We start from the raw sequence: 16465 nt of genomic DNA, 5'->3' as shown, positions 1-16465 counted from the left end.
TGTCGTTAAGGGCGTTTTCTATTTATCTAGCAAGAAGATATATGTAGTGACAGGTTTAACATGCTAAAGCTTGAGCATCTTGTTGCTTCAACACTTTGTGGCCATCTTCAGTGACGCCACGTTTCCAGTAGCTGCTGATATAGATATTTTCTTTCGCGACTTCTTTATCGTTGCGGAAGTACTGTCTTAGTTCGCGCATGCTTTCAAATTCACACGCCGTCCAAATCGAAACCTGCCCCTCTAACCATTCTGTGTTGCGAACCGTTTTTGAAAGTGATTCTTCAGTTTCATCTTCAATTAACCAAGTGACCTTGATCCCTTGAGGTACTTCAAGTGTTTGCTTATCTGCTGCTGAATTAATCTGAATGACAGCGTGGCCTGCTGCGTGTTCCGGAAGCGTTTTTACTTTGGCAGAGAGCGCAGGTAGCGAAGTCATATCTGCCACCAAGAAGAACCAATCCGATTCTAGATTCAGCCCTTGAATTAATCCAGGGCCTGCCACTGAAACCGTGTCACCTACTTCTGCGTTCATTGCCCATCTTGCAGCAAAGCCACATTGCAGATCTGTGGTGATGTGGCGTACGAAATCAACCTCAATCCACTTTTCGACAGGGTTGTACTGACGAATGGTGTAAGTGCGCATGGTTGGGCGCTCACCTTCGTTCAGTTGACTTAAATCTGTGGTGCCGAGTGGCGAGAACAAAAGCTTGATGTAGCCGCCGGCACATTCGGTTGGGTACTTACTTAATCCTTCACCGCTAAGCGTTATACGCTGCATATTCGGTGTAATGGTTGAGGTTTGAGTAACGGTTAATGTGATAGGGCTAGGCTTGCTCATATAAGGCTCTCTTAGATTTTGATTTCCACATCATAATCCTGAACAAGAAAACACTCAATACTAATAATTATCATTTACTTTTATTTACACAGCGTAACGTAACTTGAATCACCTATTTAGTTACCAACCAATTCTGATATCTATATATCTATATATCTATATATCTATATATCTATATATCTATATATCTATATATATATATCTACCCTGGCATCCATACCGACAAAAAAAGCCCTTTAGAAAACTAAAGGGCTTGATGAACGAGCTTGTTGAATAAGAGTGTTATTAGCTGTTTGCTTGCTCTAGTTCAATCGTTTCATCAGCGGCTTTCGCTGCGTCTAGCATCTTACGAATAATGAACGATGCTGCCATTGCGATACCAACCATTACTACCGCTAGGATAGTTAATAGTTGGAAGTAATCACCGTAAACCGTTTGAACGATCTCTTGTGTGATCTCTTGGCCTTTCTCAAGTGCAATAGACGTTGAGAATACAGCACCAACAATGCCTGATAGTGCGATTGCGACAGAGAATAAGCTTACTGAGAAGTTCTCGATGTGCTTAGGTGCAACAGACAGAATGAATGCAACAACCATAGAACCAACAATAACCTCACCAAATGCTAGGAAGAAGTGGATTGCTAAGAACACTTCAGGGCGAATCAGAATATCTTCACCAACGGTTGTTACTGCCATCGTTAAGATACCGAAAGCGATCGCCGTCAGAATGAAAGAGAAACCTACTTTGGTTGCGGTAGAGAAATGAATGTTTTTCTTTTCTAGTTTAGAGAAGATGCCCGTAATGATAGGGCCTGCAACCATACACCAAAGTGGGTTCATTGCCATTGACGCTTCAGGGGCTACTGGGATGAAGCCGAATAGATCGCCACGCATTGTGTTGATTGCAACCATTGTCATCGACGTCATCATTTGGCCGTAGTACACGAAGAAACATGTCGTCAGGAATGTGATGATTAAGATCGTACCCATCTTCAGCATGTCTGACTTCTTCGATTTCATCATCAAAGAGACAAAGTAGATGATCGCTGCACCACCAATTGCGTACACGATGTTCTGGCCGATATCCATGTTAGAAAACATGAAGAATACCAAACCAATCATTGCAGCAGAAAGGCCAAGGAACGCAGCCCAGTGTTTAGTGCTTACTGGTTTTTGGTCTATTTCAGCACTTGCTTCAACAAGGCCTTTGCGAACAAAGAGCATCATCAGAAGTGCAGCACCTGCTAGAACAGCCGAAAGAAGGAAGCCACCGTGGAAACCAACAACAAGCACTAGCATAGGGAACAAGTACTGGCCTAAAAGCGCACCAATATTGTTGACTGAGTAGTTGATAGGGTAGCAGTTTTCGAAATCTTCCTGAGTTTTGAACGTGCGTTTGTAAAGACTTGGGTAAGAAGGGGACATCAAACCACGCGCATAACTCGCTAAAGCAATACCACATAATGCCATTGGAACATTGGTCGCCGCGGCACCGAGTACCAGTAGAGCATAACCACTTGCGAACCCTAGAAAGGCAATGGTCAACGATCGGTATGCGCCTAAAAATTTGTCGGCGATGAAGCCACCTGCAATAGCAAATAGCGGTCCGATTGCAGAGAAAGCACCAACAACCATCATTGTGTCGGCTTCATTGTAGTTAAGATCTTCAAGGAAGAAACGAGTCAAGATCACCATGACGCCATAGAACGAAAGTCCAAACATCATTTGGCAGAACATCATTGATTTGTTTAATCTATTCCACATTATTTTATTCTCACATTAGTATTAAGATGTAGTGTAATAACCTAATTATAATACCATCACTAGCAATACATAAAATGAAACATGCATCCCAAACAGAACTTTACTCGATATACCTTTTCTTATGAGTACATTGATATTTCTCATGAATGAAATTTGCAATGTTAGATTTTGATAATGGATACATAACTGTGAGAAATTTAACTACCTTCATTTGTGGCTAAGTAATGAACGGATAAAGGAAAAGTTAACATTGGTCATCTTGTAAAATGTTCAAGTGAGTGTCACTTTTTATTGGCTGTTGGATTTTAGCCAATAAAAAAGCCAGCTTGGTGGCTGGCTTTTGTTTGGATATCGAAAACTAAGTTTACAATAACGGTTCTGAGTGAGGCGATTTCTTTTCGTGCGTGTCAACGATGTATTGCGTTTCAACTATTCTCTGTATCTCGACTATTCATCGCATCTAGCTAGTCACCGCATCTAACTATTCACATGGTGGCGCCATGTGGATCACCGCTAAACCACCTAAAGACGTTTCACGGTACTTCTTGTTCATGTCTTTACCTGTTTGGTACATGGTTGCGATAACCTTGTCTAACGAGATAAGACACTTGCTGGTGCGTTTTAGAGCCATACGTGATGCGTTGATGGCTTTCATTGCACCCATTGCGTTACGCTCGATACATGGCACCTGAACAAGCCCGCCGATCGGATCGCATGTCATGCCTAGAGAGTGCTCCATAGCGATTTCAGCTGCAATACAGATTTGCTCGTTGCTACCACCGCGTAGGGCGGTTAGGCCTGCTGCTGCCATTGATGAAGATACGCCAACTTCGCCCTGACAACCCACTTCTGCACCAGAAATCGAAGCGTTGGTTTTGTACAAGATGCCAATAGCGCCAGAGACTGCTAAAAAGTCTTTCAACTGCTTGGTGTCTAGCTCTTTAATGAAACGATGGTAGTACATTAATACCGCAGGAATAACGCCAGCCGCACCATTGGTTGGAGATGTTACCACTTGGCCACCCGCTGCGTTTTCTTCGCTTACAGCAAAGGCAAATAGGTTAATCCAATCCATGATCTCCATTGGATCGTTTTCAATCGAAGCATTGGCCTCAAGCTTTTTCAAAAGAGCTGGTGCTCGACGGGTGACTTCTAGTCCGCCATCAAGAATACCTTCGGTGTCAAAGCCACGCTGCATGCACAGAGACATCACCTTCCAAATTTGGTCAGCTTTTTGGTCAATCACGTCCATGCCTTGAAAAGACACTTCATTGCGCAGGATTAAGCCACCAAGGCTAAGTCCTTGTTGTTCAGATAATTCAAGCAATTGATCGGCAGAAGTAAAAGGGAATTCAACTTGTGTTTCTGACTCTGACTTGCCGTTTTGCAGTTCATCAGCGGTCGCGATAAAGCCACCACCAATGGAGTAGTACGTTTCCATATCTAGAAGACTACCGCTTGCGTCAAAGGCAGAGATGGTCATGCCGTTTTCATGAAGTGGAAGATTGGTTTTGTGGAAGAGTAGGTCGCTTTCTACATCGAAATGAATTTCGTGGTTACCGCTAACCATTAAAGATTTATCTTCAATCGCTTTACGCATTGCTTGGTTAGCACTAGTAATCTTAATAGTGTCGGGGCGGTTACCGAGCAAACCTAACAAAGTTGCTCTGTCTGTGTGATGACCAATACCCGTCAATGATAACGAGCCGTATAAGTCGATTTGAATACGCTTCACTTGCTTAAGCTGAGCATCAATTTTTTGGGTAAAGTTAAACCCAGCGATCATTGGTCCATTTGTGTGGGAGCTGGACGGGCCAACCCCAATTTTGTAGATATCAAAAATAGACAGCATAGTAACTTCCTGTGAAGACGGTTCGATGAACGAACTCTGGTTAAAGTATATCTTTTGTTAACCTCACTTCTTTGAGTGAGCGTATTCTTTCAATGAGATTAGTGTTAACAAGCGTGTAGTTCGATGAAATACAAGACCGTGCTATTTTTGCTTTATATAGCTGCACGTTGATTCTTGTGTACCATAAGATGTTGCTATCAATAGTGAGCATTATTGCGAGCTACATTTAGGAATTTAAAAATACTTTTGTTAAGAACTATTGTATACATAATTCACTCCATCTAATCACTAAAACGAGACTTGAACATAAAATGAGCATTAATCACCTCCTTATTGTGCTAGGTAAGCGACTTAATGGGAATAAATTGACTGATGAAGGCATCAGTCGAGTTGATGCTTTGGTGGGGTATCTGGCGGGGCCTTTGGCAGAAGAGTCGAACCAGCAAACTGTAGTTGCGTTTTGTGGTGGGGTAACAAAAGGGCAAGCCAACTCAGAAGCGGATGCAATGCACCAGTATTTTAGAATTATGGAAAGCCAGCGAGAATATCCGTTTTCCTTGGGGGCGATTTTGCTTGAGCAGAAATCGACAAATACGGTTGAGAACATTCAGAACTTAGCTTCAGAGATGATTGAAAGTGGACTGTTTACCCGTGGGCAGAATGTGAAGGTGACGTTCGTTTCGAATGACTACCATTTACAACGTATTTTCGAGGTCCAATCGCTCATGGACGAACAAGGCTTGCTTAAGGTTTTGGTCGAGAAGTGCTCTGCACTTGGGGTGGAACTACAAATCGATCCTCAACTAGAAGCTCATGTTGCGGTGCCATATCCTCATCAAAATACTCAAGGGCAATTGTTTCTATTGATGGATGTGCTGACAACCTATCGAGTTTATCTTGAAGGTGTTTCCGCGGGCACATTTAAGCGAGATTTGGAGTTAGTTAGGGGGGAGCCTAAAAGACTGTCGTTGGAGGCACTGATAGCTGTAAAGGCGTTAGTAGAGGGGGCGCCTCATTTTGACATCGTCGACAGCTTACTCCCAGTATTGGAGCGCTGTATCCAGCAGACTTCAGTGGGTACCGACATAAAAAAAGTCAGGGAGTACCTAGCATTACTCGATACTAACCTGACTTTATTGAATCGTTATTTAGACCCGGAATCGGATCACACACATCGCTGGTGGCGATAGATCTTTATTTCTTTCTCGTGATGCCAATAACGGTCTTTAAGCTCGCAAACGCAATCAGGCAGTAAGCCAAAAGTTCAGTGCCTTCTTCTGCGATGTTTTTAACCACGCGAACATAATCATCGCCCATAACATTGTGCCAAAAGCTGCCCATGCCAAATAGACGAGAGAACACCAACAGTAGCATTACGCCAGTAACGAGTAAGTTCATGTGTGGGGAAGCAAGAATAAGCGCAAGCTGATCAATGGTTCTTTTACCATTCTTAATCGCATAGAAAATTGCACTGCCAGCAACCAATAGGGCAGGGACAACCCATGCACCATGCACGATCTTGTCGAACCAAAAATCCATTTCACGAATGAACAACACTGCGAAGAATGCGCTGATAAGAAGAGCTGCGTGCTTAACTTCGCGCTTCTCTCTTGCTAAATAAGCAAAAGACCCAGACGAGATAATAAGCAGTAACTGTTGCAGCATCTCGGTCGCCGAGACCTCACCAACATTGCCATTTAGCAATACAAAATCAATTCGAAGTGCAAGGTTTGCGACAATGCCTATCGCTAAAACAACGAGAGCTGTTTGGCATCGTTTGTAGATCACTTGAGATGTCGATTGGGAAAGGGTGAACTCTGGCAGTTCAAACGACATTGGAGTTTGTTCATTGGTTTTAGATTGGCTTTTCATAGTAATTCGATGTGTAAGTATTTGTAACGGGCAGGCATTCTATCGGCCTCGGTTAGGGCTATGTCAGGGAAATGTCATAAATAAAACGCCGTTCAATTGGTGTGGGAGTACGGTAAACTGCCGCTTGGTAGCGGTCAGTCTACGTAATGTAATAGGATTTGATTAGGTGGGATTCGTGACAGAATAACGTCGTTTACAGGTGTGACGTCATCAGTTCACGATGTCGCAGTTTAGCTTTCTTCTTTTTGCTCATGGTTGTTGCGGTAGTATTCCCATTGCTCGATACGTTCACCGTCATCAAACACACAATAAGTGGTGCGTTGATTGTTTTCAGTTACGGTTTCTAATTCACCATCTTGTTGAACACAATAAACCGCGGCTGGGTTAGCGACTGAAACACGTTGGCCTTCGCTATATTCTGCATAGTCGTTTGCACAACCGCCCAACACAACGGCAAATACAGCCATCAAGCCAAGTTTCTTCATGTTTATCTCCTATGTGATAACTCTATAATCGAATGCGTTAAGTTCTACAGAACCAGATTAGAAGCTCTATGAAATTAGTATATTTTAGATTTCAGAAAAGGTTGTCCTAATTTGGTCAAGATATTGAAATAGGTTGATATTTCGCTATTTTTAAGTGCTTTTTGAGTGTTTGATCAAGCTGACATCGCTGATGTTATAACAGGAACGGCCTCCGTCAATAAGGTGCTACTTGATGGTTACTTTGACTCGATAGCCGTGGGAGAACTGCGATCAAATGCAGAGGATATGTGTTCTTGTGGGGTACGGAGAACCTCGAATCTATTGATGATTATGATATGATGCCGCCAAATTCAGTAGAGCAGTCAGAATCATGAGACACCTAAAAACCACCATCCACCCTGATATCGATCATCTAGACAATAAAACGGTATACAAGCGTAATGCTGCCCGTGCCATTGTATTAGATGGTGAAGACATTCTGATGCTTTATACAGAGCGTTATCACGACTACACCATTCCTGGTGGTGGTTTGGATGAAGGTGAAGATGTGATTGCTGGTATGGTGCGTGAACTCGAAGAAGAGACAGGCGCGAAGAATATCCATAGCATTAAGCCGTTTGGCATTTTTGAAGAGTTCCGTCCTTGGTATAAAGACGATGCAGATATGATGCATATGATCTCTTACTGCTACTCATGCAAGATCGATCGTGAGCTTGGTGAAACGGCTTACGAAGATTATGAAGTGAAAAACGGGATGAAGCCGATGTGGATGAATCTCCATGAAGCAATCGCTCATAATGAAAAGACTATGGCTGAGAGTCCGAAAAAGGGCATGAGTATTGAGCGTGAAACCTTTTTGTTACATCTTATCGCAAAAGAAATGCTGTAACCCTTTTAATAAATCGAGACTGTTTAAAAGTAGAATATTTTTAAACAGTTTTGCTAACCATGAACGAACAATAATACCTACCCCTTTACTTGACCAAACACATCGTAGTTTGAGTTTTAAGCAAAACGCCTCCAGCCCTTAAACAACTTATCCGGTTTCCAAACAGCATAGAACGTTGCTGTATCTAACAGACTTTCAAGTTGACTAACCTTTCTTCAAATTGATTCTTATTTTGAAGAACAGACCGTTTTATCCTGACTGTAATTTGAAATTAGATTAATAAGTCTTATTTTTCAATGTAAAAAGATAGTTTTTAAATGGTTAGAAACTTGGCTTCTCTTTTGCTTATTAGTATTAAGCAGCTCGCTTTATCGGCACTAAAACAATAAACAAAGATGTGGATTGTTTTGAGTTAAATGAGACGTTTCTTTAATTTGCCGTTCAGAGTTTACGTACTTTTCAAGGAAATCGCAGAAGCGAAGAAGAAGTCGAGGTTTACTATGAAATACAAGCAAATTATTTATCTTGTGACGGCAGCAATCAGTGTCCCTATCTACGCAACGACGGTGGACTTGGACTTTTCAAACCATGTAGAGGTGACGAACGGTAGCAGTTCGTGGGCTGGGCCCACCTACGGTGGGGCATCAATGCATTTTCTGAACGTCGGAACACATGATGGAAAAATAATCGATGCCAAAGTATCTAGTAGTGTGTTTGGTGATGCGACATTTTTGTTTCATGCTCCTAACTACAAAGTTGGCGCGACGCAGCCTTCAGGAGATATTGGTTTTCTTTACCAAACTAACTCAGCGGGCTCTGCAGGCTTAATCTATACCTTTGAATTTTATGATGGTACAGATGGCCTCTCAGGTACGTTCTCAGTGCCTTATACACTTCCCGAATTTGACATGATTGGTTATGACATTGATGGCGAACCCGTGCAGTCGGAGCAAGTCAGAGTGTTTAAAAGCGAAGGTTTCTACAGTTACCAGCTTGGTAGTGCTAGCGCGAGTTTGACGGCGGAAGAGAGTGCCGATGGAACGTCGGTGCTATTCACCGGACCAGGTACGAACTATTCCGAAACTGACACATCCGGTGCCGTAAAATTCACCTACAAGAATACCTCGATCGTTACTCTACAATTTGAAACGGTTACGAGTAGCAGCAGTAGTTTCCCTAACCCGATTTTCTCGGCATTTGACGGTAATTGGGATTTATCTGGATTTACTACGCCAATAGAAAGCTCAGACGAATCTGATTTTGGTGACGCGCCTGACAGCTATGGAACATTACAGGCGAGCAACGGTGCTGAGCATGCGATTTCTTCCACGCTGTACTTAGGCGCTAGTATTGATGCCGATACTGATGGCCAACCTGGCGCATCATCAAACGGTGATGATTTGGATGTTGACGGAAATGATGATGACGGTATTGCATTGCTGACGAACCTTGAAATCGGCCTAGACAGTCTAATTAATGTCAACGTAGTCGGTAGTGGTTACCTACAAGCTTGGGCCGACTGGGATATGGACGGGACTTTCGATGATGACGAGCAAATACTGAAAAATTACTCTGTTGTCGACGGAAGCCAAGTCGTTCCTATTCGTGTTGGTGATGACGCCGTCGTTGGTGTTGTACAAACCCGATTCCGTTTAGCTAGCAGCCCTAATATTCCGAGCGATGGATACGTGGGTGACGGGGAAGTAGAAGACTACGTGTTCAACGTTACGGATCCTGGTACAACGGTTCAACATTCTAATTACTATACAGCGGCCTTCGAAGATAATTGGCCAGAAGTTGGTGACTTTGACTTAAATGACGTAGTGGTTTACTACCGCACTACCATTTTAAGTAAAGGTGAAGCAGTGCTTCGAATGGATATTACGGGAACCATAATGGCCTACGGTGCTTCTTATGGTAATGGACTAGGATGGAAGCTTGATGGCTTCGATGAGTCAGATGTTGATCTTCAAACGGCTCGAGTGCAAAAGAATGGCGCGACTCGAGTAAATATCTCGCCGTTTACAGGTGAGGACAAAAATGTTGCATCGCCAGGAGGAGACCTCGTTGTTGTCGCTTCGTTGAACCTAAAAAATGATCTTCCGATTCACGGTGAGTGCATGTTCCACCGCACTAATCCTTCTTGTAGCCCGACGTTAGAAGCTGACCAAATGACGTTCAGCATTTCTCTACCGTTTGCTTCTGGAAGTGAGCCGACAGTGAGTTCACTGATGCCATTAAGTGGCTTTGACCCATTCATCTTTGGAGCAGGAGAAGGTCAATACCATGGTGATAGCTTCGTTACATCTCCGGGTAAAGACTTAGAAATACACACGGCAGACCTACCACCAACGTCTCGTGGCACGTTAGTGAGTGATTTCTATGGCATCGCGCAAGACGATTCAGACCCATCTAGTGATAAATACTATCGAACTACGCAAAATATGCCTTGGGGTATCTTAATTTCATCGCCATGGAATCATCCATCAGAGTACATCGATATCAGCGAGGCATACCCAGACTTTGCTGAATGGGCGACCTCAGGAGGTTCTTCAAAACCAACCTGGTACTTGGACCCTAACGCCAACAAAACGTGGTCTACTGAAGATTAATCAAGGAGGATTTATGAATACAACTAAACTAATGCTGAGTAGTGTAACTTTGGTCTTTCTTACTGCTTGTGGCGGCGGAGGTGGTGGTGGCGGTTCAACCACTTCAACGCCAAGTTCAGTCGCCCCACCAAGTAGCGCTCCTGCTGGGGTCAGTAACGCGGTTACCTCTAGCGTTGCACCTGTACAACAAGCGCTGAAATCGGTAGAGCTATCCGTACCGGAAGGTTTTGATTTCTCTACCGAGAGAGAGGTTGTTGTGAGCGTTGACGTAGCAAGTTCACAAAGCTCTCGAGGCTTTATGAGTATCTACACTGATTTTGATGGTGAGGTTGTCGATTACACCTCACAGGTGTTGAGAACGCCGATCAATGAGGATATTGATTTTTCAACGACACTGCTTCTTCCAAATCATGTTGATAAGGTTTGGGTAGAAGTATGGTATCCATCAGCAATGGGAAGTGAAGTAAAGCGTTTAGTGGACATCAACAATGGGCAGGTAGACGTCGTCCTTTAAAGTTCATCATTTAACAAACCTAAAATATTTGCTGCCATTTTGGCGGCAAATTTTCTTTTTGTAGCCTTGAAAAACAACGGAACGATTAAAATATAAATTTGGTTGATATTGTCAACCAAGTGGTTTTAATGTATCTTTAGCTCAGTGATGACCCTAGCTAGCTGCCCGGTCATATCGCTAGTTCTCGCTGTGAGCCTGCCCTAAACAAAGAATACTATGAATAAAAGACAGTTTATTGCCCATTATCTGCGCATGAATCGCACCTCGTACTTACTGGCGATTGTGTTCATTTTTCTCGTCAACTGGTTACAAGTAGAGATCCCTCGTTATATCCAATTGGCGATAGATTTGATTGATGACGCTTCTTCAACGGGCCATCAGCAGCTGCAAAGCTATGTTTGGATTGTAGTCGGCATGTCTGTCGCCATGGTGGTGGTGAGAATTCTGTCTCGAATCTATGCGCTTAATCCGGGGCGAATTACTGAAGCAGCGCTCAAAAGTACACTTCTACAAAAGCTGAATCGTTTGCCGAGCAGCTTTCATGAACGTTTTGCTTCAGGTCGATTGATCTCCATCATCAATAATGACCTCAGTGGCATTCGTTTGCTGTTTGGTGTGGGATTTCTGCAGTTCTTCAATGCGTTGTTAGCACTGTCATTAACACCGCTCTATATGTGGCGCATATCGCCAGAACTCACACTGTATTCGATTATTCCTATCTCAATTGCTTTTGTGATTTTCCGTGTGGGCTTCAAGCGTATGAAAGCACTGCATTTAGAGCACATGAAACGTCTACAAAACTTGTCTGCTCAGCTAATGAGTTACCTGTCTGGGATTGATTTGATTAAGAGCCAGCAGATGTCACCTTGGGTGAAATCCGAAACTGAAAAACTTAACCAGTTATTGCTTGAATGCCGCCTCAAAATTACACGTATTCAAGTTTTCTTTATGCCGGTACTCGACTACGCCAATGACCTGATGAAAATCATCATTCTTGGGCTTGGTGGCTACATGTTAATGAGACAAGAGCTAACCCTCGGTGAGATTACTGCTTTCCTAACTTACTCGGTTTTACTGGCTATGCCATTGATGCAGCTTGGCAGAATCGCGACCATTTATCAGCGTGGCATGGTAGGTATTCAGAGTGCACAGACTATTCTTAATGCCAAAGTTCCCGAGCTTGATGAAGATAAGCTCACGGGGTTAGATGTTGAATCGCTGAAGGGAAAAATGTTTTCTATTCGCAACCTCAGTTTCAGCTATTTAGGTGAAGAGCGCCTGATTCTCGATGACATCAGCTTTGATATTCCTGCTGGTAAGAAAGTGGGTGTGCTAGGTGGAATCGGAGCGGGTAAAACGACATTAGTGAACTGCTTGAACCATCATTTGGATGTACCAGAAGGCTCGGTTTTCCTTGGCGAAAGGGATATCACTAGCTTCTCACGCAGTGACTTGCGCCGTTATGTAAAAACCGTGACTCAAGACCCTTTCCTGTTTTCAGCAACCGTCGAGGACAATATCCGCTTTGGCTGCTTAGATACTGACTTGGCAAAGAGTCAGGTTGATGAAGTGCTTGAGCTCAGCCAGTTGGCGAGTGACGTTACTCGTTTTGAGCATGGTGACCAAACCTTAGTCGGTGAGAAAGGGATCATGCTGTCAGGCGGCCAGAAGCAGCGCTTAAGTATTGCGCGTGCTTTATTGCAACCCACAGACCTGATCATCATGGATAACGTTCTATCGGCTGTCGACTATGAAACAGAACGTAAGATTTTGGAAGGCCTGTTTAAGCGCTTGGAAAATCAATCGGTACTTGTGGTTTCACACCGTGTTAATGCCCTTGAATATATGGAGGAAATCATCGTGTTGAACGAAGGTAAAGTGATCGCGAAGGGTGACCATGCGACGTTATTGAAAACATGTGATTACTATTACGATACATGGCAGTTACAGCAGAATGAAACGGAGGCAGCAGCATGTTAAAAGGTGTTGATCTTAAGTACCTCAAGCACTTTTTTAAGTTTGCTAAGAAATACAAACGCTCTGCGATTCTGGGCATCGCTATGCTTCCGCTCTCTGTCATTACAAGCTTATTGTTTCCTTGGCTGATCATTCAAGTGATTGATGTACATCTGAGCCATGGGGATATGGATGGACTGCTCGAGTACGTCTTCTATCTAGTCGCAGTTCTGGTGGCTAGTTATGTGGTGGATACTATCTATTCATATAACCTGCGTAAAACGGGTCAATATACGATAACCGACATGCGTTCAGTGTTGTTTGCTCGCGTGCTTAAATTGCCACGCAGCTATTTTGATAACACACCGATTGGCGTCACGCTTTCACGATTAACCAGTGACTTGGAAACCATCGGCGAGACATTTGTTCAGTCGGTTGTAGGTCTAGTTAAAGACAGCATCAATACCATTGCTCTGTTGGTGATGATGTTCTTCATTGACTGGCAGTTAACGATGATTGTATTGATTATCATGCCGCCAGTGATGTACTTGACGGTGTATGTGAGAAACCGACTTCGTGCTTTGTATAAGGTGACTCGTTCTTCGCTCGCTCGTGGTATTGGCTTTTTACAAGAAGTCTTATTTGGTATGAAAACGGTTCAGATGTATCGAGCTGAAGAGCAAGTCGAACAACGCTACCAAGGCTATACTGATGAGTTTCTGAGAGCACAGAAGAAAATCAATAAATACGATGCGATTTTGTTCTCGTTTATCTCGGGCATTACCTCAATCACGATCGCAATTATGATCTGGTATGGCTCTGAGCAAGTGATAGAAGGGGCACTCACCTTGGGTGTGCTAATTGCGTTCATCAACACCTTAGAAAAAGTGTTTGTTCCGATCCGTGACTTTACGTCGCAGATTGCTTCGATTCAGAGTTCATTTGCAGCGTTTGACCATATTGAAGAGCTGTTTGTTGAGTCGACTGAAGAGGAAGGGCGTAACCTGCTGCCATCGAGCAAGGTTGAAAAACAGCTCGAACAGTTTGTGAGCCTGGAGTTTAAGAACGTGAGCTTCCGTTACAAAGACGACTCTCCCTACGTTCTAAAGAATGTTTCGTTTGTATTGGAGAAAGGGCATCAAATCGCGCTTGTGGGTTCTACGGGATCGGGTAAGTCTACAATTCTGCGTCTAATCTCTAAAACCTACCAAGACTATGAAGGCAGCATTCTACTGAATGGAATAGAGCTGTCGCAGATCTCTAGTGAAGACTCTGCTCATTTGTTCTCAATGATGATGCAAGACGTGCACTTATTTGAAGAGACAATCCAATTCAATATCGCGCTGGGTAAAACGCATTTATCTAGAACTGAGGTTGAGCAGGCAGCGCGCTATGTTTATGCCGATAAGTTTATTGAACAATTGCCACAAGGCTATGACTTCCACTTGGAAAAGAACGGCTCCAATTTGTCTGTGGGGCAAACGCAGCTTATTTCGTTCGCACGAGCGGTTGCACAGGGTGGTCAATTGATGATGCTTGATGAGGCGACCAGTTCGGTAGATTCAATCACCGAAGACCTCATCCAAAAAGCGATGCAGCGTCTGTTTAAGGAAAAAACCGTGATTGCGATTGCGCACCGTTTGAGTACCGTTCGTCACTCGGATACGATTCTGGTATTGGAAAAGGGTGAAATTGTTGAGCAAGGTAATCATCAACAGCTGGTGGCATACAATGGAATTTACGCAGGGTTGTTGAATGAATCGATTGTCGAAACGGGCGATTCCCAAGTTACGGTAGCCTGATTGCCTCAAATCAGGCTGTTGCTTTCGATGAGATAAATTGGCCTTGTCTATGCTTCACCAGTTTCTATTGTTTTCTAATACTCCCAAGAGGTTAGGGAAATTAAACATATTTTTCGATTATTAATATGTTATGATCTCCCTACTACTAAAGGGGTGTCTTCGTACATCGGGATGTATGCGAGCAAAACGTAAGTGCTTGTGTCAGTCACTTTCTGGCGAATATGGAATCGAAAATGTTGTTGGAAGAAGTTGTAGAAATTATCGAATTAACCGACTCAGACCATTTATCTCAAGCAATGGAACTGTTTAACGAGCATGGTTTTGTTGATGCTGAGTCTTTACCTTTTATGGATGTTGTTTTTGAAACAGCACCGGATCACCTTGCGAAGAAGTTGTCGCAGGTTGGTTTTAAAGGTTTAGTGCAAGTCGAAAAGAATGAAGATGCATCGGGCTTCACCATTATTGATGCTGACCGCGTTCTGCTAAAAGACTCTGCTTAGCTGTAAGACTTTGCTTAGATACAAGACTCTGCTTAACTGTAAGATTCTTCTTAATTACAAGAATAAGATTCAGCGTAATGAAAAGGCTCTATCCAGTTCAGTAACACCCGTTATGATTATTTGAGGTTAACACAGTGACAACAGCAACCGCTTCATCAACAGAGCAACACATTTCCAATGAACATGCGCTTTTAGGAGCATCGTTATTAGCGTCTCAAAAAGTTGAGTTGGCTCTGTTCAGTGTTATCTCTAAATTAGCTAAAGCACTGCCAAAGGAACAACAGCAGCCACTAGGCTTGGATTTGGATACCTTTTTAAGGGAAAAGCCAAGTGAGCAAGCCTCTATGCTGAGCCTATACGAACAGACGTTTGGTGAGCAACTTCCTTTGAAGGCCAATGAACTCAACGATTTTATTTACCACCGAAACTTGGTCACTCGTGGCTTTTGGCGTGTGACTGGGGCTGATGTTAAAGGTGGTGAGAAGCTTGCGAACCCAGAGCTATATTTAAAAGAGTTCTTGGCCAAATGTGAATACTGGCAAGTGATGCTTGATACTCAAACCAAGTAATCAAATTGAAATAAGAAAGCCATAGCGAAACATGCTATGGCTTTTTTGTTTGTGTAAACCATGCTGAATTTTTTAAAGCAGATGATTACCTCGAATACTGAGAACATCACTTATATTACTTAAATATCCCTCCAAAATTTAAATCATCATCTTCAATACATAGTTCCTAGAGACAAAGTGGTGTTTAAGTGCAGCACAAACATGAAGAACAACTAAACAGGCTAGGGCAATACAACTGGCACGATGTAAATAGAAAAAGAAGCCGTTGATTGCAGGATCGGTAATTGGGTTATTCACGATCACTAACCAGAATAACGAATAAGGTTCTTTTAGCATCAAATAACCGGTGCTGAAAACCATAAACATCACTAGATACATCAGGGAGTGAGCAAGTTTAGCAACGCATTTTTGCCCTTCAGGTACAGACAGTGGCATGGTTGGTGATGACCGGAAGTGGCTCCAGACATAACGAACCACGAATAATGGCGTCGCAATGGTCGCCAATGACATGTTGAGCACTGACAGAAAAGAAAATAGCTCTGGATGACTGGTGACATAGTGCATCACATACCCTGCGACTGTTGCATAGATGATGACAGATGCCATGACCCAGTGCAGCACTCGGCTCATTAAATCGTATCGTGGATTGTTCAAATTAACCTCGCTCTGATCGTTATTAATATAAGATTCATCTCGATGCAATAAATCAATTCTTGGTATATTCGCATCGCGAATTAATTATATAGAACAGTATTACGCGGTATTTTTATAATTTAGAAATTAATGATGTTGCTTCAGGTGTTTTATAATAA

14 protein-coding genes are annotated in these 16465 nt (G+C 43.0%); 8 read left to right on the top strand and 6 right to left on the bottom strand.

Annotated elements, in window-relative coordinates; translation table 11 throughout:
• Positions 1 to 55: 55 nt before the first annotated feature.
• The 3 genes from L3V33_RS03895 to L3V33_RS03885 all read right to left on the bottom strand — a co-directional run bounded on the left by L3V33_RS03895 (position 56) and on the right by L3V33_RS03885 (position 4454).
• Positions 56 to 838, bottom strand: a complete 783-nt coding sequence (locus L3V33_RS03895) for a siderophore-interacting protein (RefSeq protein WP_237289198.1) — start codon at positions 836 to 838, stop codon at positions 56 to 58.
• Positions 839 to 1123: 285 nt separating this feature from the next.
• Positions 1124 to 2602, bottom strand: coding sequence for a peptide MFS transporter (locus L3V33_RS03890; protein ID WP_146456130.1), 1479 nt, complete (start codon positions 2600 to 2602; stop codon positions 1124 to 1126).
• Between the two features lie 481 nt (positions 2603 to 3083).
• Positions 3084 to 4454 (bottom strand): L-serine ammonia-lyase, encoded by a 1371-nt coding sequence (locus L3V33_RS03885; protein WP_054547076.1) that lies wholly within the window; start codon positions 4452 to 4454, stop codon positions 3084 to 3086.
• Positions 4455 to 4765: 311 nt separating this feature from the next.
• Between L3V33_RS03885 and L3V33_RS03880 the strand changes: the two genes are divergently transcribed.
• Positions 4766 to 5644, top strand: a complete 879-nt coding sequence (locus L3V33_RS03880) for a YdcF family protein (RefSeq protein WP_146456128.1) — start codon at positions 4766 to 4768, stop codon at positions 5642 to 5644.
• A 4-nt stretch (positions 5645 to 5648) separates the two neighbouring features.
• Here L3V33_RS03880 and L3V33_RS03875 read toward each other — a convergent pair whose 3' ends face one another.
• On the bottom strand, positions 5649 to 6326 hold the full coding sequence (locus L3V33_RS03875; protein ID WP_146456126.1) for a hypothetical protein: 678 nt from the start codon (positions 6324 to 6326) through the stop codon (positions 5649 to 5651).
• 230 nt (positions 6327 to 6556) lie between these two features.
• Positions 6557 to 6811 (bottom strand): DUF333 domain-containing protein, encoded by a 255-nt coding sequence (locus L3V33_RS03870; RefSeq protein WP_102442190.1) that lies wholly within the window; start codon positions 6809 to 6811, stop codon positions 6557 to 6559.
• Between the two features lie 370 nt (positions 6812 to 7181).
• On the opposite strand from L3V33_RS03870, the gene L3V33_RS03865 reads away from it, so the two are divergent.
• The 7 genes from L3V33_RS03865 to L3V33_RS03835 all read left to right on the top strand — a co-directional run bounded on the left by L3V33_RS03865 (position 7182) and on the right by L3V33_RS03835 (position 15653).
• Positions 7182 to 7700 (top strand): NUDIX hydrolase, encoded by a 519-nt coding sequence (locus L3V33_RS03865; RefSeq protein ID WP_237289197.1) that lies wholly within the window; start codon positions 7182 to 7184, stop codon positions 7698 to 7700.
• Between the two features lie 500 nt (positions 7701 to 8200).
• On the top strand, positions 8201 to 10312 hold the full coding sequence (locus tag L3V33_RS03860; protein ID WP_237289195.1) for an LruC domain-containing protein: 2112 nt from the start codon (positions 8201 to 8203) through the stop codon (positions 10310 to 10312).
• Positions 10313 to 10325: 13 nt separating this feature from the next.
• Positions 10326 to 10826, top strand: coding sequence for a hypothetical protein (locus tag L3V33_RS03855; protein ID WP_237289194.1), 501 nt, complete (start codon positions 10326 to 10328; stop codon positions 10824 to 10826).
• A 216-nt stretch (positions 10827 to 11042) separates the two neighbouring features.
• On the top strand, positions 11043 to 12806 hold the full coding sequence (locus L3V33_RS03850; RefSeq protein ID WP_237289192.1) for an ABC transporter ATP-binding protein: 1764 nt from the start codon (positions 11043 to 11045) through the stop codon (positions 12804 to 12806).
• Positions 12800 to 14584 carry an ABC transporter ATP-binding protein gene (locus tag L3V33_RS03845; RefSeq protein WP_237289190.1) on the top strand — a complete coding sequence of 595 codons (1785 nt, stop codon included), beginning with the start codon at positions 12800 to 12802 and terminating at the stop codon, positions 14582 to 14584. Before L3V33_RS03850 ends, L3V33_RS03845 begins: the two co-directional genes overlap by 7 nt.
• 233 nt (positions 14585 to 14817) lie before the next feature.
• A complete protein-coding gene (locus L3V33_RS03840; protein WP_054547069.1) occupies positions 14818 to 15084 on the top strand; it encodes a hypothetical protein in 267 nt (88 codons plus the stop codon).
• A gap of 134 nt (positions 15085 to 15218) precedes the next feature.
• A complete protein-coding gene (locus L3V33_RS03835) occupies positions 15219 to 15653 on the top strand; it encodes a hypothetical protein (RefSeq protein ID WP_054547068.1) in 435 nt (144 codons plus the stop codon).
• Between the two features lie 138 nt (positions 15654 to 15791).
• Here L3V33_RS03835 and L3V33_RS03830 read toward each other — a convergent pair whose 3' ends face one another.
• A complete protein-coding gene (locus L3V33_RS03830) occupies positions 15792 to 16283 on the bottom strand; it encodes a cytochrome b/b6 domain-containing protein (protein ID WP_081279975.1) in 492 nt (163 codons plus the stop codon).
• Positions 16284 to 16465 lie beyond the last annotated feature (182 nt).

Source organism: Vibrio sp. A2-1 (assembly GCF_021728355.1).
GTDB classification, from domain to species: domain Bacteria; phylum Pseudomonadota; class Gammaproteobacteria; order Enterobacterales; family Vibrionaceae; genus Vibrio; species Vibrio splendidus_K.
The sequence above is the reverse complement of the archived record's forward strand: the minus strand, read 5'-3'. Positions and strand labels throughout refer to the sequence as shown.

Bases quoted from the DNA above. Each gene is read 5' to 3' on its own strand.
- L3V33_RS03895 (WP_237289198.1), bottom strand. From the start codon at position 838: ATGAGCAAGCCTAGCCCTATCACATTAACCGTTACTCAAACCTCAACC.
- L3V33_RS03890 (WP_146456130.1), bottom strand. From the start codon at position 2,602: ATGTGGAATAGATTAAACAAATCAATGATGTTCTGCCAAATGATGTTT.
- L3V33_RS03885 (WP_054547076.1), bottom strand. From the start codon at position 4,454: ATGCTGTCTATTTTTGATATCTACAAAATTGGGGTTGGCCCGTCCAGC.
- L3V33_RS03880 (WP_146456128.1), top strand. From the start codon at position 4,766: ATGAGCATTAATCACCTCCTTATTGTGCTAGGTAAGCGACTTAATGGG.
- L3V33_RS03875 (WP_146456126.1), bottom strand. From the start codon at position 6,326: ATGAAAAGCCAATCTAAAACCAATGAACAAACTCCAATGTCGTTTGAA.
- L3V33_RS03870 (WP_102442190.1), bottom strand. From the start codon at position 6,811: ATGAAGAAACTTGGCTTGATGGCTGTATTTGCCGTTGTGTTGGGCGGT.
- L3V33_RS03865 (WP_237289197.1), top strand. From the start codon at position 7,182: ATGAGACACCTAAAAACCACCATCCACCCTGATATCGATCATCTAGAC.
- L3V33_RS03860 (WP_237289195.1), top strand. From the start codon at position 8,201: ATGAAATACAAGCAAATTATTTATCTTGTGACGGCAGCAATCAGTGTC.
- L3V33_RS03855 (WP_237289194.1), top strand. From the start codon at position 10,326: ATGAATACAACTAAACTAATGCTGAGTAGTGTAACTTTGGTCTTTCTT.
- L3V33_RS03850 (WP_237289192.1), top strand. From the start codon at position 11,043: ATGAATAAAAGACAGTTTATTGCCCATTATCTGCGCATGAATCGCACC.
- L3V33_RS03845 (WP_237289190.1), top strand. From the start codon at position 12,800: ATGTTAAAAGGTGTTGATCTTAAGTACCTCAAGCACTTTTTTAAGTTT.
- L3V33_RS03840 (WP_054547069.1), top strand. From the start codon at position 14,818: ATGTTGTTGGAAGAAGTTGTAGAAATTATCGAATTAACCGACTCAGAC.
- L3V33_RS03830 (WP_081279975.1), bottom strand. From the start codon at position 16,283: ATGAGCCGAGTGCTGCACTGGGTCATGGCATCTGTCATCATCTATGCA.